This window comes from Halomonas sp. BMC6, from assembly GCF_964204995.1.
Lineage (GTDB): Bacteria > Pseudomonadota > Gammaproteobacteria > Pseudomonadales > Halomonadaceae > Vreelandella.
Window position 1 is genome coordinate 231,426 of record NZ_CAXNSH010000001.1, and the last position, 22,985, is coordinate 254,410.

General features: G+C 55.7%; 18 protein-coding genes. 4 read left to right on the top strand and 14 right to left on the bottom strand.

The features are described from left to right. Nucleotides 1–67: 67 nt before the first annotated feature. Nucleotides 68–2,224: an EAL domain-containing protein gene (locus AB6K10_RS01090; protein WP_339117782.1), complete on the top strand. Its 2,157-nt coding sequence runs from the start codon at nt 68–70 to the stop codon at nt 2,222–2,224. A gap of 20 nt (nt 2,225–2,244) precedes the next feature. Here the strand turns inward: AB6K10_RS01090 and AB6K10_RS01095 are convergent, their stop codons facing one another. After that, the gene (locus AB6K10_RS01095) at nt 2,245–3,879 is read right to left on the bottom strand and encodes an NAD+ synthase (protein WP_339119584.1); all 1,635 of its coding nucleotides are present in this window, start codon (nt 3,877–3,879) and stop codon (nt 2,245–2,247) included. A 145-nt stretch (nt 3,880–4,024) separates the two neighbouring features. On the opposite strand from AB6K10_RS01095, the gene AB6K10_RS01100 reads away from it, so the two are divergent. After that, on the top strand, nt 4,025–4,285 hold the full coding sequence (locus AB6K10_RS01100; RefSeq protein ID WP_339117783.1) for a PP0621 family protein: 261 nt from the start codon (nt 4,025–4,027) through the stop codon (nt 4,283–4,285). A 3-nt stretch (nt 4,286–4,288) separates the two neighbouring features. Here the strand turns inward: AB6K10_RS01100 and thiO are convergent, their stop codons facing one another. Continuing rightward, nucleotides 4,289–5,386 carry a glycine oxidase ThiO gene (thiO, locus tag AB6K10_RS01105; RefSeq protein ID WP_339117784.1) on the bottom strand — a complete coding sequence of 366 codons (1,098 nt, stop codon included), beginning with the start codon at nt 5,384–5,386 and terminating at the stop codon, nt 4,289–4,291. 113 nt (nt 5,387–5,499) lie between these two features. Between thiO and AB6K10_RS01110 the strand changes: the two genes are divergently transcribed. After that, nucleotides 5,500–6,036, top strand: coding sequence for a GspH/FimT family pseudopilin (locus tag AB6K10_RS01110; RefSeq protein ID WP_285263566.1), 537 nt, complete (start codon nt 5,500–5,502; stop codon nt 6,034–6,036). Nucleotides 6,037–6,067: 31 nt separating this feature from the next. Here the strand turns inward: AB6K10_RS01110 and trxB are convergent, their stop codons facing one another. Next, on the bottom strand, nt 6,068–7,018 hold the full coding sequence (trxB, locus tag AB6K10_RS01115) for a thioredoxin-disulfide reductase (protein WP_159343245.1): 951 nt from the start codon (nt 7,016–7,018) through the stop codon (nt 6,068–6,070). A 237-nt stretch (nt 7,019–7,255) separates the two neighbouring features. On the opposite strand from trxB, the gene acnA reads away from it, so the two are divergent. Continuing rightward, a complete protein-coding gene (gene acnA, locus AB6K10_RS01120; RefSeq protein ID WP_339117785.1) occupies nt 7,256–10,003 on the top strand; it encodes an aconitate hydratase AcnA in 2,748 nt (915 codons plus the stop codon). A gap of 70 nt (nt 10,004–10,073) precedes the next feature. Here the strand turns inward: acnA and AB6K10_RS01125 are convergent, their stop codons facing one another. The 11 genes from AB6K10_RS01125 to ileS all read right to left on the bottom strand — a co-directional run bounded on the left by AB6K10_RS01125 (nt 10,074) and on the right by ileS (nt 22,978). Next, nucleotides 10,074–11,753, bottom strand: a complete 1,680-nt coding sequence (locus AB6K10_RS01125; RefSeq protein ID WP_159343247.1) for an NAD-dependent malic enzyme — start codon at nt 11,751–11,753, stop codon at nt 10,074–10,076. 177 nt (nt 11,754–11,930) lie between these two features. Further along, nucleotides 11,931–13,142, bottom strand: a complete 1,212-nt coding sequence (locus AB6K10_RS01130) for a YeeE/YedE family protein (RefSeq protein ID WP_339117786.1) — start codon at nt 13,140–13,142, stop codon at nt 11,931–11,933. 137 nt (nt 13,143–13,279) lie between these two features. Next, entirely contained in the window at nt 13,280–14,302 is a 1,023-nt protein-coding gene (locus AB6K10_RS01135; protein ID WP_339117787.1) for a tryptophan--tRNA ligase, read from the bottom strand. A 64-nt stretch (nt 14,303–14,366) separates the two neighbouring features. Further along, nucleotides 14,367–16,730, bottom strand: a complete 2,364-nt coding sequence (locus AB6K10_RS01140; RefSeq protein WP_339117788.1) for a pilus assembly PilX N-terminal domain-containing protein — start codon at nt 16,728–16,730, stop codon at nt 14,367–14,369. A 7-nt stretch (nt 16,731–16,737) separates the two neighbouring features. Then, the gene (locus AB6K10_RS01145; protein ID WP_339117789.1) at nt 16,738–17,232 is read right to left on the bottom strand and encodes a prepilin-type N-terminal cleavage/methylation domain-containing protein; all 495 of its coding nucleotides are present in this window, start codon (nt 17,230–17,232) and stop codon (nt 16,738–16,740) included. Next, nucleotides 17,229–17,660, bottom strand: coding sequence for a prepilin-type N-terminal cleavage/methylation domain-containing protein (locus AB6K10_RS01150; RefSeq protein ID WP_285263572.1), 432 nt, complete (start codon nt 17,658–17,660; stop codon nt 17,229–17,231). Before AB6K10_RS01150 ends, AB6K10_RS01145 begins: the two co-directional genes overlap by 4 nt. Then, the gene (locus tag AB6K10_RS01155; protein ID WP_285263573.1) at nt 17,660–18,064 is read right to left on the bottom strand and encodes a type IV pilin protein; all 405 of its coding nucleotides are present in this window, start codon (nt 18,062–18,064) and stop codon (nt 17,660–17,662) included. The genes AB6K10_RS01150 and AB6K10_RS01155 overlap by 1 nt, the downstream gene beginning before the upstream one ends. A 64-nt stretch (nt 18,065–18,128) precedes the next feature. Then, nucleotides 18,129–19,109: a 4-hydroxy-3-methylbut-2-enyl diphosphate reductase gene (ispH, locus tag AB6K10_RS01160; RefSeq protein ID WP_159343253.1), complete on the bottom strand. Its 981-nt coding sequence runs from the start codon at nt 19,107–19,109 to the stop codon at nt 18,129–18,131. 36 nt (nt 19,110–19,145) lie between these two features. Then, a complete protein-coding gene (fkpB, locus tag AB6K10_RS01165) occupies nt 19,146–19,589 on the bottom strand; it encodes an FKBP-type peptidyl-prolyl cis-trans isomerase (RefSeq protein WP_159343254.1) in 444 nt (147 codons plus the stop codon). Between the two features lie 19 nt (nt 19,590–19,608). Beyond that, nucleotides 19,609–20,154 carry a signal peptidase II gene (gene lspA, locus AB6K10_RS01170; protein ID WP_305948127.1) on the bottom strand — a complete coding sequence of 182 codons (546 nt, stop codon included), beginning with the start codon at nt 20,152–20,154 and terminating at the stop codon, nt 19,609–19,611. Then, on the bottom strand, nt 20,147–22,978 hold the full coding sequence (gene ileS / locus AB6K10_RS01175) for an isoleucine--tRNA ligase (RefSeq protein WP_339117790.1): 2,832 nt from the start codon (nt 22,976–22,978) through the stop codon (nt 20,147–20,149). The genes lspA and ileS overlap by 8 nt, the downstream gene beginning before the upstream one ends. Between the last annotated feature and the right edge of the window lie 7 nt (nt 22,979–22,985).

Here is a 22,985-nt window from a genome sequence, read left to right on the forward strand (position 1 = left end):
GCCGTTAATTATTTAGAGAGGCCGTGGCGTGATGCGCCACGGTCCACTGCTTTCCCTTGAGGTTACTATGAAACCTTCGCAAAGCCTGTTCATGGTGTTTTTGCTCCCCATTCTGATGGTCGTACTTCCCGTGGCACTGCTATTGGGGCTAGCCACCTATACGATCAAAGAGCAGTCGCTGCAGAGCTATCAGCTTCAGTCCAACGACCTGGATACCCTTGTGCAGATGGCGACGTTTGATCGTCAACTAGGCGATCTTCATCAACGCATGAGTGAAGTGTTTAGCCGCGCGGAAGCGACCGATCTGGGCGCCATGCAGCGTTACTCCGAATACGGCCTGATTAACCAAGAGCTATCGCGCATTGGTGACAGCATCGATCAGTTGGCCGCCTCGCCACTGATTTTCGACCTGAGTCAGGAGAGCGCCGACACCTTACAGCGCGCCTTTCGTGAATATCGCCGGTTTGTCAGCATGGCGAACGAAGCGGCCACCCTGAACCAGGGAGACCCAGGGTATTACCTACAAGAAGCCCAGCGCCACTTCTCGACCTTCAGCCTCTTTTCTCAGCAGATTTTCGAGGCGCTGACCCAGCGTGCCAGCGACCGTCACCGGGAGTCGTACACCGACCTCATCCAATCGCGCAACTCCACGCTATGGCTAGGTCTGGGACTCTTTGCCCTGCTGATCAGTGCCGCCTTTTTGGCCGCGTGGCGCATCAATCAGCGGCTCGTCACGGTGGGCGACGCGATTCTAGCCCTATCCGACAACCACCAAGCCCTGCCCGACATGCAGGCCGTCGAACGCCTAAGCAAACAGCACAGCGGCCCGCTTCAGCGCATTGCGCTTTCGCTGCTCTCTTTTCGCGATACCGAACAGCAGCGTCGCGAAGCAGAGCGCCAGGTCCATCAACTAGCGTACTACGATACGCTCACCGATCTACCTAACTGGCGGTTGATGAAAGAGCACTTGCAGCACTCGTTGGAAACCAATAGCCAAACCAATACCTACGGGGCGCTGGTGTACGTGGATGTGGACGAATTCAAGCACATCAACGACGGCATCGGCCATCGGGCGGGCGACGACCTGCTCAAGCAGATGGCCTCGCGGCTAAAAACGTTGGAGCAACAGGGCTGCACCATCGGCCGCCTGAGCGGCGATGAATTCGTGCTGATCGTAGACGGTTTGGATGCCGACAAGCTGAAGGCCGCTGAGAAAGCCGAGTTCTTGGCGCAGCAGATCAATCACGCGCTGACCCAGTCTTACTGCTTGGATGGGCATTACCAGTATCTCAATGTCAGCCAGGGGCTCGTCTTGTTCAAAGGTGTCGATGATAGCGTCGACCAGCTTTTCCAGTACGCCAACTCAGCGGTTCACCTCGCCAAGCGCGATGGTCAAAATACGATCCGCTTTTATGACCCGGCGGTGCAAGCACAGCTGGAAACGCGCACCGAGCTCGAGCGGGATCTGCGTCTCGCCATCGAGCGGGAAGAGTTCGTACTGGTGTATCAAATGCAGGTGGACAGCCAAGGGCGAGCCATCGGCGCGGAAGCGCTCATCCGTTGGCAGCACGCTACCCGAGGTTTCGTCTCGCCAGGCACCTTCATTCCGCTGGCCGAGGAGACTGGACTCATCGTGCCTATTGGCACCTGGGTACTGCACGCTGCCTGCGAACAGCTCGTCATGTGGGAAACGGCGGCACACACCAAGGACTTGGTCCTGGCCGTTAACGTCAGCGCCAAACAGTTCCAACAGCCGAACTTTGTTGAAGAGGTGGCCAACGCCCTGGAACTTAGCGGCGCTTCGCCGCACAAGCTGAAGCTCGAGCTAACTGAGAGTACCGTGATTGGCAAAGTAGAAGATACGATCGCCCGTATGCATCAGCTGAAGGCGCTGGGGATCAGTTTCGCGATGGACGATTTTGGCACTGGATACTCATCGCTACAGTATCTGAAGCGCCTGCCGTTGGATCAGATCAAAATCGATCAATCCTTCGTGCGTGATCTTCATCAGGACGAAGATGACATGGCCATCGTCGAAACGATCATTGCCATGGGGCATTCGCTGGGACTGAACGTGATTGCCGAGGGGGTAGAAACCATGGAGCACTGGCGCTACTTGAACGAACACCAGTGCCACGCTTACCAGGGTTACTACTTCTGCAAGCCAGTAGCCGCGGAAGAGATGGCCAAACACTGTCTGGCCCCTCCTCCGGTACTGACTTAAGCCAGTGCGCGCTTGAGCCCTTAGTCCCCAGGCTGCCAGCCGTTCACGATGGGGTAGCGACGGTCACGCCCGAAACCACGGGGCGTGACCCGCACGCCCACCGGCGCCTGGCGACGCTTGTATTCACAGCGATCCACCAGCTTAACGACCTTGTAGACATCCTCTCCCTCAAAGCCGGCGGCAATAATCGCCTCGGCGCTCATATCTCCCTCAATGTAGCGAACCAGAATGGCATCCAGTACATCGTAGTCAGGGAGTGAGTCGCAATCCTGCTGGTCAGGGGCGAGTTCCGCACTAGGCGCACGCTCAATCACCCGCTCGGGAATCGCCGGAGACTGCGTATTGCGCCAGCGGGCCAAGCGGTATACCCAGGTTTTATACACATCCTTGATGGCGTTGTAGCCGCCTACCATATCGCCATACAACGTGGCGTATCCCACGGCCATTTCGCTCTTGTTACCCGTGGTCAATACCATCAGCCCTTTCTTGTTGGAAATCGCCATGAGCAGCACACCACGGCAGCGCGATTGCAGGTTCTCCTCGGTCGTGTCGCGCTCGGTACCGGCAAAGCTCTCAGCTAGGGTCCCCATGAACGCTTCCACCATCGGCTCGATGGGCAAGACGTCATAGTGCACGCCCAGCAGGTTCGCCTGCTCGGCGGCATCCTGTTTGGAGATATCCGCCGTGTAGTGGTAAGGCATCATGACGGCTTGCACCCGCTGCGGCCCTAGCGCATCCACTGCAATGGCCAGCGAGAGCGCGGAATCGATGCCGCCAGACAGTCCCAGCACCACGCCTTTGAAACCGCTCTTGTTGACGTAGTCACGTAGGCCGGTCACCAGCGCACAGTAGAGACTCTCTTCCGGCTCAACGTCGGGCTCAATCTCCCCGGCTTGAGGCTCCCAGGCATCCGCGCTGGTTTGTAGCAACTGAATGGGCATCAGCCCTGCCTGCCAGTAGGGCGCCAGCACCTTGAGTTGGCCACTGGCATCGACACAGCTCGATCCCCCGTCGAACACCAGCTCGTCCTGACCGCCAATGGTATTAACGTAAACGATAGGACGCTGCACGTCTTGGGCGCGCCGTTCCAACAGACGCAGACGCTCGGCGGGCTTGTCCTGATGATAGGGTGACGCGTTCAAACTGATCAGCACTTCAGCACCCGCCTCGCGAGCGGCCTTCACCGGCGCGCCTTCCCACAGGTCTTCGCAAATCAGCAGGCCCAGCTTGGCTCCTTTGTGCTCGTATACCAGCGGTTCGGTGCCCGGGGTGAAGTAGCGCTGCTCATCAAACACTTGGTAGTTGGGCAGCGCTTGCTTGGCGTATTCCGCTTCCCATTGGCCGTTGTACAGCACCCCCGCCAAGTTGTAGCACTTGCCTTCACGGACGCCGGGATAGCCGATGATCACCAGCACATCGCGGGAGATCTTTTCCGCCATTTTTGCCCGCGCTTCCCGCAGACGAGTTTCCATGGAAGGGCGCAGCAGCAGATCTTCCGGCGGGTAACCGGATAAAAAAAGCTCAGGGAAGACAACAATATCCGCCCCATGCTCGATCCTCGCTTCACGCACCGCTTCAATGGCACGCGCGGCATTGCCGGGAATATCTCCTACCAGAGGGTCGAGTTGGGCCATTACCAGCGTTAAGTCTTGCATGGGCGTCAAAATCTCTTGAGAATCTTCGGAATACGGTGGCATCTACCTCGTTGCTGCATTGTCCCGCAAGGCGTGCCCAGTGGCAAAGGCCAAGCGGCCACGAATGCGATGTCACCGCCCTTTCCCACATGGGGAGCCATTGAGGATGAACCTATTGATCATTCGGCTGATTATTTTCGCCGCGCTGTTTTACGCAGGCCTGAAGCTTTACGGTATGTACCGCCAACGTAAGCTGGCTCACCAGCAACAAACGCCATCACGCCATGAGGGTGGCCGAATGGTGCGCTGCCGCTGGTGTGATGTTCACGTACCGGAGAGCGAGGCGCTGCGCGACGCAGAGCAGTGGTTCTGCTGTAGCGCCCACCGTGATCGTTTCCTGCAGGAGCAGGAAGACAGCCAACGTTAATCGTCACGCTAAACGCTCGGCCGTTAGCCGATAAGGCGTCGGGTCCATCAGCGGCTTGCGCCCTAGCACTAGATCGACCAGAAGATGGGTCGACGCGGGCGCCAGCACCAATCCATTACGGTAGTGCCCGGCATTGACGAACACGTTCGGATGGTCGGGCAGCGCGCCGATGAACGGAATGCCCGCCGGTGAACCGGGACGCAATCCCGCCCAATGGTGCGCGACGGGGTAGTTGGCTAACGCGGGGATTATGTTCTCCGCACTGCGCTTGAGCGATGCCAACGCCTCTTCATCGGTGGTCGTATCGAAGCCCGCCTCTTCCAACGTCGACCCCACAAGCAGTAGCCCATCGCTGCGTGGAATCACGTAGCGGCCATCTTTGAGTACCACACGCTGAACCAGCCCTGGCGGCGCTTGATAAGCGATCATCTGACCTTTGACTGGCCGAACCGGTAGGCGCACGTTCACCTCCTCCAATAGCTGGGCCGTCCAGGCCCCACCACAGACAATGAACTGCTCTGCCCACTGCTCTCCACGACTCGTTGCGACGCCCACCACACGGCCTTGGCGCTGAATCATGCCTTGTACGCTGCAGTGCTCCATCAGCGTCACGTTGGGCATGGCGGCCAGGCGCGCGCGTAGCGCTTGGCCCAAGCGCGGATTACGCACGCTGCCGAGGGTGGGCATCCAGAGCGCACTGCCCTGCGGAGCGGCAGCTTCAGGCTCTTTATGGCGAACGAATTCGGCATCGACTCGTTCCAGCGGCTTGCCTAGCTGTCGGGCCCAATGCAAGGCCGCCTCGTCATCGTCCACGTTCAAGTAGAGCAAGCCCTTTTGGCGGTACTCCGGGTCAATGCCGGTCTCTTCCAACAGGCGCAGGGCCAGCGTGGGGTATACCCCTTCGGACCAGCGCGAAAGCTGAGACACGGGTTCGCCATAGCGCCATGGGTAGAGCGGCGAAACGATTCCGCCACCGGCCCAGGACGCCTCTTTTCCGCATGTCCCACGCTCTATCAGCGTGATATTCTGACCAGCATCCGCCAGTTGCAGGGCGGTCATCATGCCGATGACACCACCGCCTATAATTAAAAAATTGCTCACAAATATTGCCCACTATTGCTAATAGAGTCGCTAATAGAGTACCAGCGCCTTGGCGGTATGAGGAAAATGAGCATAGGGATGCGTTTCCACAGGTCAAGCTATTGAGAGAGACTATGGCACAGCCTCACTACACTGCTAAGCGCAATATTAAGGGCTTTACGCTGCTTGAGCTGCTCGTGGCACTCGCCTTGATGGGTATATTGGCGGCCTGGGGGCTACCGAGCTTCCAAGCATTAGGAGAGCGCTCAGCAGTCACCAGTGAGATTAATCGGCTGCAAGCCATTCTCACCCTGGCAAGAAATACAGCCATTACTCAACAAAGTGATATCACCGTTTGCCCCACCAATGATAGTCGGGAGGCCTGCACGAATGATTGGAACAACTCCGTCGTTGTAGTCAAAGGAGATCAAACAACCAACATCAGTGATGCAGACATCGTGCGCATTTTCGCACCCACAAAAGGCACTCGCGTCACTAAAAATGGCCAATCAAGAATAAAGTACAACTCAGTAGGCCATGCGGGAGGGTTTAACAGCACCTACACTGTTTGTCCCAGCAGTGACGAAACGTCACTAACAGGAAAGACACTGGTGGTCAGTCGATTGGGGCGTTCGAGAGTAGGAGAAGATCCCATCAGCTGTACGAACTGATAGGATCTCCTTTTCTCAAAGAGATGAGGGATCAGGCAATACCGTCCAGGTAACGCTCGGCATCCAGCGCTGCCATACAGCCGCTGCCTGCCGAGGTGATCGCTTGGCGGTAGATATGATCCATCACGTCGCCGCAGGCAAACACGCCCGGCACGCTCGTGGCCGTGGCATTGCCTTCACTGCCCGATTGCACTTTGATATAGCCACCGTTCATCTCCAACTGCCCTTCGAAGATGCCCGTATTGGGGCTATGGCCAATGGCAATGAACAGCCCCGGCGCGTGTATCTCTTTCGTGCTGCCATCCTGGGTAGACTTCACACGCACGCCGGTCACGCCGGTGTTATCCCCCAGCACTTCCTCGACTTCGTAGAACCACTCCAGGGCAATTTTACCCGCCTCGGCTTTCTCGAAGAGCTTGTCCTGCAGGATTTTTTCCGCGCGCAAAGTATCACGACGATGAACCAGCGTGACCTTGGACGCGATGTTAGACAAGTAGAGCGCCTCTTCCACTGCGGTGTTACCCCCGCCAACGACCACGACCTCTTGGTTACGGTAGAAAAACCCATCGCAAGTCGCACAGGCCGACACGCCCTGGCCCATGAACTGCTGTTCGGTGGGTAGCCCCAAGTAGCGCGCGCTGGCACCGGTGGCGATGATCAGCGCGTCACAGGTATAGGTGCCGCTGTCGCCTTTCAGGGTATAGGGCTTTTCCGCTAAGCTGACTTCATTGATATGATCGAACAGCACCTCGGTATTGAAACGCTCGGCGTGCTGCTTCATGCGCTCCATTAGCTCAGGACCCTGGACGCCTTCGGCATCGCCCGGCCAGTTATCCACGTCGGTCGTGGTGGTCAATTGGCCACCAGCCTGCATACCGGTAATGAGCAGGGGGTTGAGGTTGGCCCGAGCGGCATACACGGCAGCCGTATAGCCAGCCGGGCCGGACCCAAGAATAATCAAACGTTCATGACGCGTTTCCATGACACCACCTTAGTCACAATTGAGCAGATAACGTTGCAAGAGAGTCTGCCTGAAATGGCGTCAAGTACAAGCTATTACAAGGGTTAGCCTATGCTATTAGGCGAAGATGGCTTGAAAGGCGAGGGTAATACACCCATGTGTTATTAATAAGCCATACTGTTACATCCTACGATGAGACCGCCATACCCAGACAAGCAGTGACCGTCGCGCAACGCCAAGCAATCAGAGGAGAATGGAATGAGCAAGATACCCAATACGCTTCATACCTTAACGGCAGGAAGCCAAGAGTATCACTACTACAGCCTGCCCAAGGCGGCTGAGACGCTAGGCAACATTGACCGGCTGCCCAAAACACTCAAAGTCCTGCTCGAAAACCAGCTGCGCTTTGCAGACGATGAGAGCGTCGAGCAAGCAGACATGCAGGCGCTGGTCGACTGGCAACAAGAGGGCAAATCCAGCCGTGAAATTGGCTACCGCCCTGCTCGCGTGTTGATGCAGGACTTTACCGGTGTGCCCGGCGTCGTGGATCTCGCCTCCATGCGCGCGGCGGTAGAAAAGCTGGGCGAAGACCCCGCCCGCATCAACCCCCTTTCTCCAGTGGACTTGGTGATCGACCACTCGGTCATGGTCGATAAGTTTGGCAACCCAGCGGCGTTCCAAGAAAACGTCGATATCGAAATGCAGCGCAACGGCGAGCGTTACGAGTTCCTGCGCTGGGGCCAGAAAGCGTTCGACAACTTCAGCGTCGTGCCGCCCGGCACCGGTATCTGTCACCAGGTAAACCTGGAGTACCTGGGCCGCACGGTATGGACCAAAGAGGAAGATGGCAACACCGTTGCCTACCCCGATACCCTGGTAGGTACTGACTCTCATACCACCATGATCAACGGCTTGGGTGTGCTGGGCTGGGGCGTGGGCGGCATCGAAGCAGAAGCCGCCATGCTGGGCCAACCGGTCTCCATGCTGATTCCCGAAGTGATTGGTTTCAAACTCACCGGCAAGCTGCGGGAAGGCATTACCGCCACCGACCTCGTGCTTACTGTGACCGAAATGCTGCGTAAGAAAGGCGTGGTCGGCAAGTTCGTCGAATTTTATGGCGACGGACTGAAAGACCTGCCCCTGGCGGATCGTGCCACCATCGCCAACATGGCCCCAGAATACGGCGCCACCTGCGGCTTCTTCCCTGTGGATGACGAAACGCTCAACTATCTGCGCCTGACTGGCCGTGAAGATAGCCAGATCGCGCTGGTCGAAGCGTACAGCAAGGCCCAAGGCCTGTGGCGCGAGCCGGGTGACGAGCCCATCTTCACGGACACGCTCAGCCTGGACATGAACGATGTAGAAGCCAGCCTGGCAGGCCCCAAACGCCCGCAAGATCGTGTGGCCCTCAAAGACATGGCCAGCGCCTTTAGCAAAGTCATGGAAGAGGATGGTAAAGCGCTGCCCAGCACCGAAAAGGGCAAGCTGGCCTCCGAAGGCGGCCAAACCGCCGTCGGCATCGACCGCAGCTACGAGCATGACTTCAAACACAGTGACAGCCAAACCGTCACGATGGGTGAGCAGGACTTCAGTCTCGATCCCGGCGCGGTGGTGATCGCAGCGATTACATCGTGCACCAACACCTCGAACCCCAGCGTAATGATGGCAGCTGGTTTGCTGGCGCGTAACGCCCGTGAGAAAGGCTTGAGCACCAAGCCCTGGGTGAAAACATCGCTGGCGCCTGGCTCCAAAGTCGTCACTGACTATCTCGCCGCGGCCAATCTCGATGATGACCTGGATGCACTGGGCTTCAACCTCGTAGGCTACGGCTGCACCACCTGTATCGGTAACTCTGGCCCCTTGCCGGAAGAGATCGAAAAAGCCATCAATAATGGCGACCTTACCGTGGCATCGGTGCTGTCGGGCAACCGTAACTTTGAGGGCCGTGTGCACCCGCTGGTCAAAACCAACTGGTTGGCATCACCGCCCTTGGTCGTTGCCTATGCACTGGCGGGTAACGTGCAGTGCAACTTGACCACCGACCCGCTCGGCCAGGACAGCGACGGCAATCCGGTGTACCTGAAAGACATCTGGCCTTCGCAGGCAGATATCGCCAGCGCCGTCGAGAAGGTGAATACCGAGATGTTCCGTAAGGAGTACGGAGCCGTCTTCGAAGGCGATGAGACGTGGAAAGCCATCAAAGTGCCAGAGGGCAAAGTTTACGAGTGGCCGGAGTCGACCTATATTCAACACCCGCCCTTCTTTGAAGGCATGCAGCGGGAGCCAGACGCCATCGAGGACGTGAAAAATGCGCGCGTCCTGGCAATGCTCGGCGACTCTGTCACTACCGACCACATCTCGCCTGCGGGCTCCATCAAACCCGATAGCCCTGCTGGTCGCTACCTGCAAGAGCACGGCGTGAAGCCGGTCGACTTCAACTCTTACGGTTCGCGCCGAGGCAATCATGAAGTGATGATGCGTGGCACCTTCGCCAACGTACGCATCAAAAACGAAATGCTCGACGGCGTGGTTGGCGGCGAAACACGCCACGTACCGAGCGGCGAGCAGATGGCCATCTACGATGCCGCCATGAAATACAAAGAGGAAGGCACGCCGCTGGTGGTGATTGCGGGTAAAGAGTATGGCACCGGCTCCTCGCGGGACTGGGCCGCCAAAGGCACGCGCTTGCTAGGCGTACGCGCGGTGATTGCCGAATCCTTCGAGCGCATCCACCGTTCTAACCTGATCGGAATGGGCGTGGTACCGCTGCAATTTCCGGAAGGCGAAAGTCGTGAAAGTCTGGGGTTAACTGGGGATGAAGAGATCTCGATTGCCGGTTTGAGCGATTTGAGCCCTGGCGGTACCGTGCAAGTCGTGATCAAAAATAGCGACGGCGAACGTACCGTTGATGCCAAGTGCCGAATTGATACCGTCAATGAGCTGGCGTACTACCGCCACGGTGGTATCCTTCACTACGTGCTGCGCAAGATGATCGGCGCAGCCTAAAGGTACGACCTACCAATGCTTGCATCGCCCCCACCTCGGTGGGGGCTTTTTTTGCCTGCGTGACGCGCTCTTAGAAAGCGCGACGACGGTAGAAACGGTATTCAGGCGACCAGCAGGCAGACTCGATACGCTCACGCAGCACGGTGCCGCTGGTTTTCAACGCAACGCCGTTTTGCTGCGCTTGCGCTGCCACCTCAAAAGCAATCGATTTGCTGATATCACGAATTCGCGACAGTGGCGGCAAGAGCGCACCTTTGCCCTCTTTCACCAGCGGCGCTTCACGCGCCAGCGCCCGAGAGGCACTCATCAGCATCTCATCGGTGACGCGGTTGGCATTTGCCGCAATCACACCCAGCCCAATACCGGGGAAGATATAGGCGTTGTTGCACTGGGCAATCGGGTAGGTACGGCCGTTGTACACCACCGGTGCGAACGGGCTACCGGTAGCCACCAACGCTTGGCCATCGGTCCAGCGAATCACGTCCTCTGGCACCGCTTCAGCCTGCGAGGTCGGGTTGGAGAGCGGCATGATCACCGGGTGCTCGCAGCCTGCATGCATGGTGCGAACGACTTGCTCGGTAAAGATACCGCGTTGGCCGCACACGCCAATCAGAATCGTGGGTTTGATCTGCGCGATGGTCTCTTCCAACCCTTGGCCATTCCACTCAGCAACCAAGGCAGGGTCATGGGCCAAACGGCGCTGAAAGTCACGTTGCCACGCTTGATCCGTGGTCATTAGACCTTCACGGTCGACGATGAAGATGCGCGCACGCGCTTCCGCTTCGGTCAGCCCCTCGGCCTCCATCGCAACGACAACCTGCTCGGCAATACCACACCCAGCAGAACCGCCCCCGACGAACACCACACGCTGTTGGGCAATCGTCTCCTCGCGGGCTTGGCAAGCGGCCATGAGCGTGCCCACCACAACCGAGGCCGTCCCTTGCACGTCATCGTTGAAACAGCACAGCTCGTTACGGTAGCGCTCCAACAGCGGCACGGCATTGGCCTGAGCAAAGTCCTCGAACTGTAGCAGCACGTTTGGCCAGCGACGTTTCACGGCACAAATGAACTCCGCCATGAAGGCATCGTACTCCTCCTGGCTCACCCGCTCATGACGCCAGCCCATGTACATCGGATCGTCCAGCAACGCCTGATTATTGGTGCCTACATCGATCATGATGGGCAGCGTATAGGCTGGACTGATACCGCCACAGGCCGTATAAAGCGCGAGCTTCCCAATCGGAATGCCCATGCCACCAATGCCCTGATCCCCCAGGCCCAAAATACGCTCGCCATCGGTGACGACGATCACTTTGACGTTATCTTTGGTAGCACTGCGCAGGATGTCGTCCATGTGCTCGCGATCCGGGTAGCTAATGAACAGCCCCCGGTGGTTGCGATAAATGTTGGAGAACTCCTGGCACGCCTGCCCAACCGTAGGCGTATAGATGATCGGCAGCATTTCCTCTAGGTGCTCAGAGACGAGGCGAAAATAGAGCGTTTCGTTATCGTCTTGAATGGCGCGTAGATGAATATGGCGCTCGAGATCGCTGTGGCACTGCTGGTACTGACGGTACACCCGCTCTAGCTGGTCTTCGATGGTTTCGACTTTTTGGGGTAGTAACCCTATCAAGTTAAACGCCAGCCGCTCCTCTTGAGTAAACGCGCTGCCTTTGTTCAATAGCGGCATTTCAAGCAAAGAAGGACCGGCGTAAGGAATGTATAAAGGGCGTTTACTCATCGTAGACATAGGCACTCTCTTTTTATGTCAATTGCTGTTGCAATGCAGCAACGCTGGGCGTTGGCGGCGTTTGAGCGTAATGTAACATGCTAGTACGACAAAGGTGGAAGAGACATAAATAAAGGGCATAAAAAAAACGCCTCGGCATTGCCGAGACGTTTTCTGGAAGCCACTAACGTGAGTCTTCTAACAGCTTTTGGCAACGGGTCGACGCCCCGCTTCCCCATCAAAGAAGAACGGCCGCAGCTTAACGCCCGCCATGTTGCCAGCGAACGCCGCCACCATCCACACCCAGCCGTGCAGGCTGCCAGAGGCAATACCGCTAAAGTAAGCGCCGATGTTACAACCAAAGGCCAAGCGGGCGCCATAACCTAGCATGATGCCACCGATCACCGCTGCCAATACCGATTTCAATGGAATGCGAAAGTTAGGTGCAAAACGTCCTGCCAAGCTCGCGGCGGCCAGGGCGCCAAGCATAATGCCGACGTTCATCACCGTAGTAATATCGCTCCATACGCTGGCTTCCAGCGCGGCGGCGTTGCCAGGCGCTTGCCAGTAGCCCCACTGGCTCACATCGCCACCTACCAGTTCAAAGCTTTTGGCACCCCACAGCGCAAACGCCGAGGTGATTCCCCACGGGCGGCCTGCCAATGCCAGCGTGGCAAAGTTCAGCAGCGCCAACGCCACCGCACCGGCTACCAGCGGCCATGGGCCCGACAACCAGCGCTCGGTGCCCGGTTTATCCACCATCGGAGCCTGCTCTAAATGGCCATGGCGGCGCTTCTCCATAATCACCGTAAACGCAGCAATCGCGGCAAACAGCAACAAGCTAATGCCAATGCCTCCTCCCACACCCGCCACATTGACCAGCGATACCGGCTGGAAAGCAGGCAGGCTTTGCCACCAAGTAAAGTGTGCGGTGCCAATGACCGAACCCACAATAAAGAACACCAGCGTAATCAGCATGCGAGCATTGCCGCCGCCCGCCGTAAACAGCGTACCCGACGCACAGCCACCGCCTAGCTGCATGCCTACTCCGAAGATAAACGCGCCCACCAGCACAGAAATACCGATGGGAGAAACGAAACCGCGCACTTCAGTACCAAACAAACTGCCCGCCCCTAGCGCCGGGAAGAACAGCACCACCGCAATCGCCAGCATCACCATTTGCGCCCGCAGCCCGCGCCCACGGCGTTCGGTGATAAAGACCCGCCACGCCGCCGTAAAGCCAAACGCCGCATGATAAAGCACCATGCCCAGCAAGCCGCCCACGATCATCAGCAAGCCGATGTTGGCGCTGAACAGCACGCCAATGATGAGCGAACTCAGCACAATGGCCGCCGTCGCTAGAAGAGGCACACGATAGTTGATCGGTGCCACCGTTGAGGTTGTTGCCATAGTTCACCTATTAGTCACGCCAAAAGCGCCTGCAATAGCGAGGCGCTTGGCTAATTTGGACAATAGTTATAAGCCTAACGTCGGATGTAGAATGCTGAAAATGCTTTATTTAGCAGTTCTTATGCTTTTAACGAATATTACACAAACCGCCCCAGACCTACCGCAGAGCGTAAACGGTCCATGGTGGTCGCTGCCTCCTCTCTGGCACGTTCGGCTCCTTTCTGGAGCACGGCTTCGATATGGCCGGGGTCTTCCATCAGCGCGTTATAGCGTTCACGAGGAGCACTCAGATGGGCATTAAGATATTCAAATACGCGATCCTTCGCCTCGCCCCAACCGATGCCTTCAGCGTATTGCTGACGCATGGCCGCCGCTTCTGAGTCGATCGCGAACGCTGAGAAAATTTGAAACAGCGTACAGGTGTCGGGATCTTTCGGTTCCCCTGGCTCGAGCGAGTTGGTTTTAATTTTTCTCACTAGCTTTTGCAGCTTTTTGTCGCTTACAAACAGCGGAATCGTGTTGTTATAGCTCTTGGACATCTTGCGGCCATCCAAGCCTTTGAGCACTTCGCCCTTTTCACTCACCACCGCTTCAGGCGGTGTGAAGTACTGGCCTTTGAACAGATGATTGAAGCGGCCAGCGATGTCCCGTGCCATTTCGATATGCTGAATCTGATCACGACCCACGGGTACTTTATTGGCGTTGAACATCAGTATGTCGGCAGCCATCAGCACCGGGTAGCCAAACAGCCCCATGGTGATGCCTTTATCGGGATCCTGGTCGCCGGCTTCTTCATTCTCGGCGACGGCGGCTTTATAAGCGTGAGCCCGATTCATCAACCCTTTTGCGCATACGCAGGAGAGCATCCACATCAGCTCGGGGATCTCATGAATATCCGACTGACGGTAGAAGATGGCATTGTCGGTATCCAGGCCAAGTGCCAGCCACGTTGCCGCGATCTCCAAACGAGAAGCTTGCACACGCTTGGGGTCTTGGCACTTGATCAGCGCGTGGTAGTCAGCAAGAAAGTAGAACGACTGCACATTCGAATCTTGGCTTGCTTCGATAGCGGGCTTGATGGCGCCCACGTAGTTACCAAGGTGCGGCGTTCCGGTCGTGGTAATCCCGGTCAGCACACGGGTTTTGGCTGTCTGGCTCATGATATTTTAGCTCTCGGACAAATAGCCCTATCATAACGTTTCACCAGACGAGTGGCTAACAGCTTCAACGCCAACCGCTTAGAGACCAGGTCAACTCCCCGTTACCAGACGCTGGCGGGGCATTACAGCTCCCCCAACTGGCCTGTTCTTCGTCATTCAGGAGATTAAAGGCAGTACGCAGCGCCGCTTCATCATAGTTAAAATCGTTGCTTCCACCGCCGCTAAACTCAATATTTGCGGAAGCAAATGTTAGGTTACTGGCATTATAAGGCGCGACTAGCAAAGCCCCATTTAAGTCTCTTCCTCCGCCGCCCTTTTGTGAATAGTTACCCAACACAATAATCAAACCATCAAATTCAGGGTTCCCCCCAGCATCATAATTACCTTTAACCACTAACACACCCGCACCGGATATATTATTTGCATTGATGGTACCATTTACAAAAGTGATCTGCTCGTTGCCTTTACTTCCAAAAGATGTATTATTTCTAACACTTCCGCCCTGCACTTGAACGGTATCACTTCGTGTACGGATCATTTCGATAAACGCATGGAATTTTTCAGCACTCTCACCCCGGCTAAACAAGCCATCAGGAATACCCCCCTGGATATTATCGTTGGCGGCGTTAGCGCTGGAGAACCTTTCAAGATCGCCTTGGGTTACCGTAATATCAGGAACACTGCCTTTACCGTTAAACTCTGCTTGAGAATTTGGAAGAGACAAGCGGTCGACAGGGCTTGCGATGGTTAAAGGGGATAAATCATCAAACGAACACCATGCATCCTCTTTCAAACCAACGCCAAACACTCCCAATGCCTCATCATGATAAAACTTATTATTACCCTCTACAGAAAGTTTTCGTGAATATACAGAACCATAAAGATGACTCGACCCCACAAAGTTTACATGCGAGTATGGCGCTAAGATCTCCCCATAGTAAGTAGACTCTCCACTAACATAGACACCAGCATTTTCACCCTCTTCATTTAACGAGTCATCATAAAGCGAGACCAGTGAAAAAGCCGCCCTAGGCTCTTTCTCATCATCAACGACAAGACCATTTCCTTCAACCTCTATTTTTCTTCCGCCTTTTAATAAAAACTTACCCTTTACAATAACTGTTAGGCTACTTCCATCTTCAATTATAAATTTAGAACCGCCTGAGATCTCAAAATCTTGCTCTACCAGCATTACTATATTAGCTGGGCTTTCTTTGGTTCCCACCTGAAAAACCCTACTTCCAGCAAGTTTGAAGTTATCAACACGCACAACACTTTCACCGTTTAAGCCCTCAACCTCCACATAATCACCAGAGTGCTCAGGATGCGGATCATAAAGTCCCTCTGAACTTAAAACCGTAGCCTCAGAAATATTCCAATCAGTAATTGAAATATCACCGGAAGATGAAACACCTGTTTCATTTAAGTATTTTTCGTACAAGCCGACTACACCTTGCTCGTCACAAGAGGCTGTGGCCTCTAGCTCTTCTAGGCCAGCCCCCCCACTTCTTAAGAGCAGCTCTCCGCCCACATGATCTCTAACTTTTCTTCTATTTCCTACAGCTGCTTCTGCAACCACATCACCATTTACCAAAGCATTATAGTTGCCACTAAAATCTGCAAGGCCGTTAATATATGCATCACCACTAACTATAGACGAGCTTGAAAAAACCAGGTCTCCAGTAGAATAGACTTTCCCATTAATTCTGCCATTACCTGTAAGAAAAACATCTGCTCCCTCTTCTCTTGTAGATAAGTAAGCATTTCCTGTCTTTTGATTAATGCCGCCCTCTACCTGAGAGTTAAAACTATTAAATTCAGCACTTCCACCTCCCCGCATTCCTCCAACTCGCATACCTTCACACGCAATGAACCCCCTTTGATACTGACGCCATGAAGCGCTATCCGTTTCCCTACGAGAATAACTGTATATAATAGCCGAATCACGCGCAGCACTATTACGTAACCCGCGATCCCAGGAGGTGATCGTGACCGTTTGCTCCTCAGTATTCACTTCAAATTGCAGCTCAAGATTCGCCAGTAACGCTTCTTTTATTTGGCGCTGGTCTTCCTCCTCCAGTTCATCAAAATTGGCAGGCAGCAGATCCTCAATAAATTCGTCTAACGTACCGGCTTGGAGTAGCTGAGCAATGGCATCCCCCGTTAGCTTTCCCCCCGTCTCTTCAAGCAGCTGCGGATTGGCCACTAACTGCCCTAAAAAATCGTTGCGATTTGTGGTATTGACAGGGTTCACTAACGACGACAAGGTATTTTCAGCGGTCATTTGCGCTTGAACGGAAGAGCGAAAATTCCCTGCCAATCGCTCATCGACCAGTGAGGACTGCATAGCGGTCATACCCACGACCATTGAGGCAGATAATAAGACCATGACAACAAAGAGTGCGGCGCCTTGTTGCTGTTTCTTCATTGCTACTTCACTCGCTCAATGGGTTGTTGGCCGTGACAACATCACGATCAGTAACATGAAACGTTAGCAACGCTCCGCCAGCCATTAAAGGAACATTCACAACATATTGATAGATGCTATGTTGGGCCACCGAGGCGAGAGGCTCTTGATCTTCACTGCACTCAGCATCGCTAATCGAATAACCTTCTTCAAAGGCTTTATCAAAATCGATAACCGGTTGATTCTCTTCCTCAGTGTCACTAATTGTGCAACGACATTGCGCCCCTGATAGAGAACACGAAAGTGTATAGCGACCAGTATCACCGCTATCTCTTAGTTCCTCTGCCAAGATTTGTGACAAAAAAACTACCACCTCTTGCTTTCGGCTTAGCTCATCGACAGCACTGAATGTAGAAAACGTCGACAAAAAAAGCTGTCCTGCACCTAGCGCAATCACTGTACCAATGGCCATAGCGACCATTAACTCCACTAGGCCCGCCCCCACCTGTCTACGAGCGGTCATGAGGCTACTCCCGTATTAGGGAGCGTAAAACGATAGCGATACTCATCTTCGCCATTGCTAGACATACTCTTTAGGGAAATGACAATCGTAAACTCACAACTATCAGAAAGCGTTACACTACTATTGTCCCAGTTGGCATCTCGTAATGGGTTAACACTTGCATCTTCAGACCAATGATCAATCCAGTCACTCTCAAGGGCTCTCACCGCATCTGCATCGATGTTCTCACAGTTAGGATAGTTGGCTAATAAATTCCAAACTCTCTCTTGTGCATCGACCGCTGCCACCACAGCAACGGAGCGCTGGTACCCTTCAGTAGCACTTTGAAGAGATTTCAACTGCATAGCAGCTACCCCCATCAAGCCAAAGGCAAGCACGACTAATGCTATTAATACCTCAATAAGTGAGAACCCTTGCTGCCGCTTCATTACCAGCACGCCTCAGGAGCACGCTCACCTTTCGCACTTAGAGTAAGATCTCCTTCACAGCCGTCTGCACGCTGGGTAGCAGCCGTCAATAAATAGCCGCCATCGCTTTGACGACCACTGGTGAATGAAATGTCGTAATGACCGCTTGGGGAAACAGTCATCTCTAGCTCGCATTCTTCGTAGCTATACTCACGGGAGTAGCAGCGCTCCATCTCTGAAGCTGCTTGAAGAAGCGCTGTCTGACCATCAGAGCGAACAGAGCGTTCGACGTAACGAGTGTAACTGGGGTAAGCAATGGTTGCGATGAGCCCAATAATGACTAATGCAATCAGTAATTCGATGAGGGTAAAACCGCGCTGGTGCTTACTGACGTCACCCGCACGGCGATCAAAACCATAAGTCACTGAGCGATGCTCCCATATCGGTTTACTCATACTTTGAGTATGTCTTAAACCGACAAGGTTTGCATTACTCGCTGACGATCACCCGCTCGCGAAGCTCTTTCGGCATCGAGAACGTAATCGTCTCTTCACGTCCTTGCAGTTCGACCGGCGCTTCGGCACCCAGCGCTTGCAGTTGGTCGATGACGCCTTTTACCAGCACCTCGGGGGCGCTCGCGCCAGCGGTGACGCCAATGCGTTTCACGCCTTCCAACCACGAAGGCTCGATTTGCTCGGCGTTATCGATCAAGTACGCGGGGGTGCCCATCCGTTCCGAAAGCTCACGTAGACGGTTAGAGTTCGAGCTGTTGGGGCTACCGACCACCAGCACCAAGTCGCTATCTGCTGCCAATTCACGCACCGCATCCTGGCGGTTTTGAGTGGCGTAGCAAATATCGTCTTTGCGTGGCCCCTGAATCTCAGGGAATTTCTCTCGCAACGCGTCGATCACTTTGGCGGTGTCATCCATGGAGAGCGTGGTTTGGGTGACGAACGCCAACGCCGAGGGATCATTGACGACCAGATTGGCAACGTCCTGCTCATCTTCCACCAAATAAATCTTGCCGCCGTGGGAGGTGTCGTAGCGCCCCATGGTGCCTTCTACTTCTGGGTGGCCTTCGTGGCCAATCAGAATGCACTCTTGCCCACGCTTTGCGTAGCGAAGCACTTCCATATGCACTTTGGTGACCAGCGGGCAGGTGGCATCGAACACTTTCAGGCCACGCTGCTCGGCATCTTGCTGCACCGCACGGGAAACGCCGTGGGCAGAGAAGATGACGATCACATCGTCGGGCACTTCGTGGAGCTCTTCCACGAAGACCGCGCCGCGTTCGCGCAGGGTTTCTACTACAAAACGGTTGTGCACCACTTCATGGCGAACGTAAATCGGCGGGCCGAAGACATCCAGCGCGCGGTTGACGATATCGATCGCGCGGTCGACCCCCGCACAAAACCCGCGCGGGTTGGCTAGCTTGATCTGCACGGGCTGAGATGACTCTGATGACTGCATAAAAGCGCCTTGATGCAACCTGCATCGCTCAGGAAATTAGTGTGTGGTGATCGGCGTGACGTTGAGCACTTCAACCTCAAACGTCAATGTACGCCCTGCCAGCGGATGGTTGAAGTCAACTTCTACGCGGTCACCGTCAATGGTTTTGACCACGCCCGGCAATTCCGTTCCTGCTTTATCAGCAAACGACATCACCATACCGATTTCAGGCGCTTCATCACCAAAGTCGGCCCGCTTCAATGTCTGAATATTCTGCGGGTTGTGCTGACCAAAGGCGTGCTCTGGGGTGATATGAAACGTCCCGCTCTGGCCAGCTGCCATGCCTTTGATCGGATGCTCAAACCCCGGCGGCAGGTTACCGTCGCCATACTGAAACGTGGCCGGCGCCTTCTCTTTAGTGGAGTCGACGACCGTGCCATCTTCCAACTTCAGCGTGAAGTGCAGGGTAATTTCCATACCCTCATCAATTAGGTAATCCATGGTGCCTCGCTCATTGATACTAAGAAGATGATGACTGCGCAGCTTTCTTACGCCGCCGCTCACCCATAATCGACTCCCAAATTAAGCCCACGGCCCCCAGGGTAATGCCGATATCCGCCACGTTAAAGGCGGGGTAGTACCAGCCCGCCGCATGGAAGGAGAGAAAATCCACCACATAGCCATGAATCAAGCGGTCGTATAGGTTACCCAGCGCCCCACCGATAATCAGCGGCAAGGCGATAGCGAGCAGCTTCTCATCCGCACGTACCCGAGATAACCAAACGGTGAGGCCAATGCTGGCACCAATGGCAATCGCAGCAAAAAACCAGCGCTGCCAGCCGGGGTGCTCGGCTAAAAAGCTAAACGCCGCGCCGGTGTTGTGCAGCAGCGTGAGGTTGAAAAACGGCAACACCTCAACCGGCTGTGCATAACTTAAATAGTGGCTTGCCAAGTATTTTGTGGCGAGATCTAGCACGATGACGGCGACGGCTAGCCATAACCAGCGCAGTGGCCGCCGCATGGGCGGCCACTGAGGTGCTTTAGAAGCAGGAGAAGAGTTAGGCATAGTAACGAATCTCACCGCTGCCTTCGGGTAAGTTGCTCACACAGCGGCCGCACAGGTCGGGGTGCTCGGCAACGCTGCCCACGTCCGCCCGGTGGTGCCAGCAGCGCTCGCACTTGGCATGCCCACTGGCGCTCACCGCAACCTTCAAGCCTTCAAGCTCGGTGCTTTCGGCATTGGCGGCATCCGCCAGCGGCGCTAGGTGCACTTCACTGGTGAGCATCACAAAGCGCAACTCGTCACCGAGCTTCGCTAGCGTCGCGTGCAGCTCGTCATTGACGAACAGCGTCACTTCTGCCGCGAGGCTACCCTTGATCACTTTGGCGTTACGGGCGTCTTCCAGACATTTGTTCACCGAATGCTTCACTTCCAGCACCTGTTCCCAGAACGCGCGGCCCATATCAGCGCCCTCTTCCAGTGTGGAAAGCCCGGTATAGTAGGTTTCCAGCAGCACGCTATCGCCCCGCTCGCCGGGGATATGTTCAAAGATCTCCTCGGCGGTGAACGACAGAATTGGCGCCACCCAGCGGCTCAGTGCTTCGACTACGTGATAAAGCGCGGTTTGCGCGCTGCGGCGGGCCAGCGAGTCGGTTTGGGTGGTGTACTGACGATCCTTGATCACGTCCAGGTAGAAGCCGCCCAATTCCCGCGCGCAGAAGCCGTGTACCTGCTGGTACACATCCAGGAAACGGTACTCCTCGTAGGCGGTCTCGATGCGGCCTTGAAGCTGTGCGGCGCGATCCACGACCCACTGATCCAGCGCCAGCATATCGCCAAACGCCACTTGGTCCCGCTTGGGATCAAAGCCGTTCAGGTTGGAAAGCAGGAAGCGCGCGGTGTTGCGGATACGACGGTACACATCCGCAGTGCGCTTGAGGATTTCATCCGAGACGGCCATTTCACCGGAGTAGTCGGTAGACGCTACCCACAGGCGCAGGATATCGGCGCCCAGCTTATCCATCACGCTTTGCGGTGCGACCACGTTACCGATGGACTTGGACATCTTGCGGCCCTGAGCATCCACCGTGAAGCCGTGGGTCAGCAGTTGGCGATACGGGGCATGGCCATCAATCGCCGCGCCGGTGAGCAGCGATGAGTGGAACCAGCCGCGGTGCTGATCAGAACCTTCCAGGTACAAGTCAGCGCGCGGGCCGCTTTCATGACCGTGGGGGTGAGAGCCGCGCAGCACGTGGCGGTGGGTAGTGCCTGAGTCGAACCACACGTCCAGCGTGTCGGTGACTTTTTCGTAGTCAGCGGCTTCCGCACCAAGCAGCTCGGAAGGTTCGAGCTTGAACCATGCCTCAATGCCCTCTTGTTCCACGCGCTTGGCGGCTTCTTCCATCAGCGACACGGTGTTGGGGTGAAGCTCACCGGTTTGCTTATGCAGGAAGAACGGAATCGGCACGCCCCAGTTACGCTGGCGAGAGATACACCAGTCCGGGCGGTTAGCAATCATGCTGTGCAGGCGCGCTTGCCCCCAGGCAGGAGTGAATTCCGTCGCTTCGATACCGGCTAACGCCCGCTCGCGCAGGGTTTTGCCATCTTTACCCTGAATATCCATACCGACGAACCACTGGGCCGTTGCGCGGTAGATCACCGGCGTTTTGTGGCGCCAGCAGTGCATGTAGCTGTGCTTAATAGGCGTATGTGCCATCAGCGCGTTGACGTCACGCAGCTTCTCGATGATGTTCGGGTTGGCTTTCCAGATCATCTGGCCGCCGAAGAACGGCAGGTCATCCACGTAAACGCCGTTGCCCTGCACCGGGTTCAGCATGTCGTCAAAGCTCATGCCGTGCTCGCGGCAGGTAACAAAGTCATCCATACCGTAAGACGGAGCAGAGTGAACGATACCGGTACTGCCCACCTCAGACTCCACGTAATCCGCCAGATAAACCGGCGAGAGGCGGTCGTAGAACGGGTGGCGGAAATTGATCAGGTCAAGGTTTTTACCTTGGGTCGTCGCGACCACCTCACCTTGTAAACCAAAGCGCTCTAAGCAGCTCTCGACCAGCTCTTCGGCCAACAGCAGTAGGCGCTCGCCGGTATCCACCAGCGCGTAGGTAAAGTCCGGGTGAACGTTCAGCGCCTGGTTGGCAGGAATGGTCCACGGCGTGGTGGTCCAGATCACCACGGCGGCGGGCTTTGACAGCTCGCTTAAGCCAAACGCTGCCGCCAGCTTGTCGGCGTCTTCCACGGGGAAGGCAACGTCGATGGCATCGGATTTTTTATCGGCGTACTCGACTTCCGCCTCGGCCAGCGCCGAGCCACAGTCGAAACACCAGTTCACCGGCTTCAGGCCTTTAAAGACGTAGCCCGCATCGACCATATCCGCCAGCGCGCGGATCTCGCCCGCTTCGTTGGCGTAATCCATGGAGCGGTACGGGTGATCCCAGTCACCGATGATGCCCAGGCGCACAAAGTCCACCAGTTGGGTTTCGATTTGGGCACCGGCGTACTCACGGCACAGCTCACGGGCTTTATCCGCCGGAAGGTGCTTGCCGTGGGTGGTTTCGACCTTATGCTCAATGGGCAGGCCGTGGCAGTCCCAACCCGGCACGTAGGGCGCATCAAAGCCCGCCAGGTTTTTGGACTTAACGATAATATCTTTAAGAATTTTATTAACGGCGTGACCGATATGGATACTGCCGTTGGCGTAGGGAGGGCCATCGTGCAGTACAAACAGCGGCGCACCCGCACGGGCTTCGCGCAGGCGCTGGTATAGGTTCATATCCTGCCACTGGGAAACACGCCCAGGCTCCTGCTTCGGCAGCATGCCGCGCATGGGGAAGTCGGTTTCTGGCAGGTTTAGCGTGTGCTTATAGTCCATAGTCCGG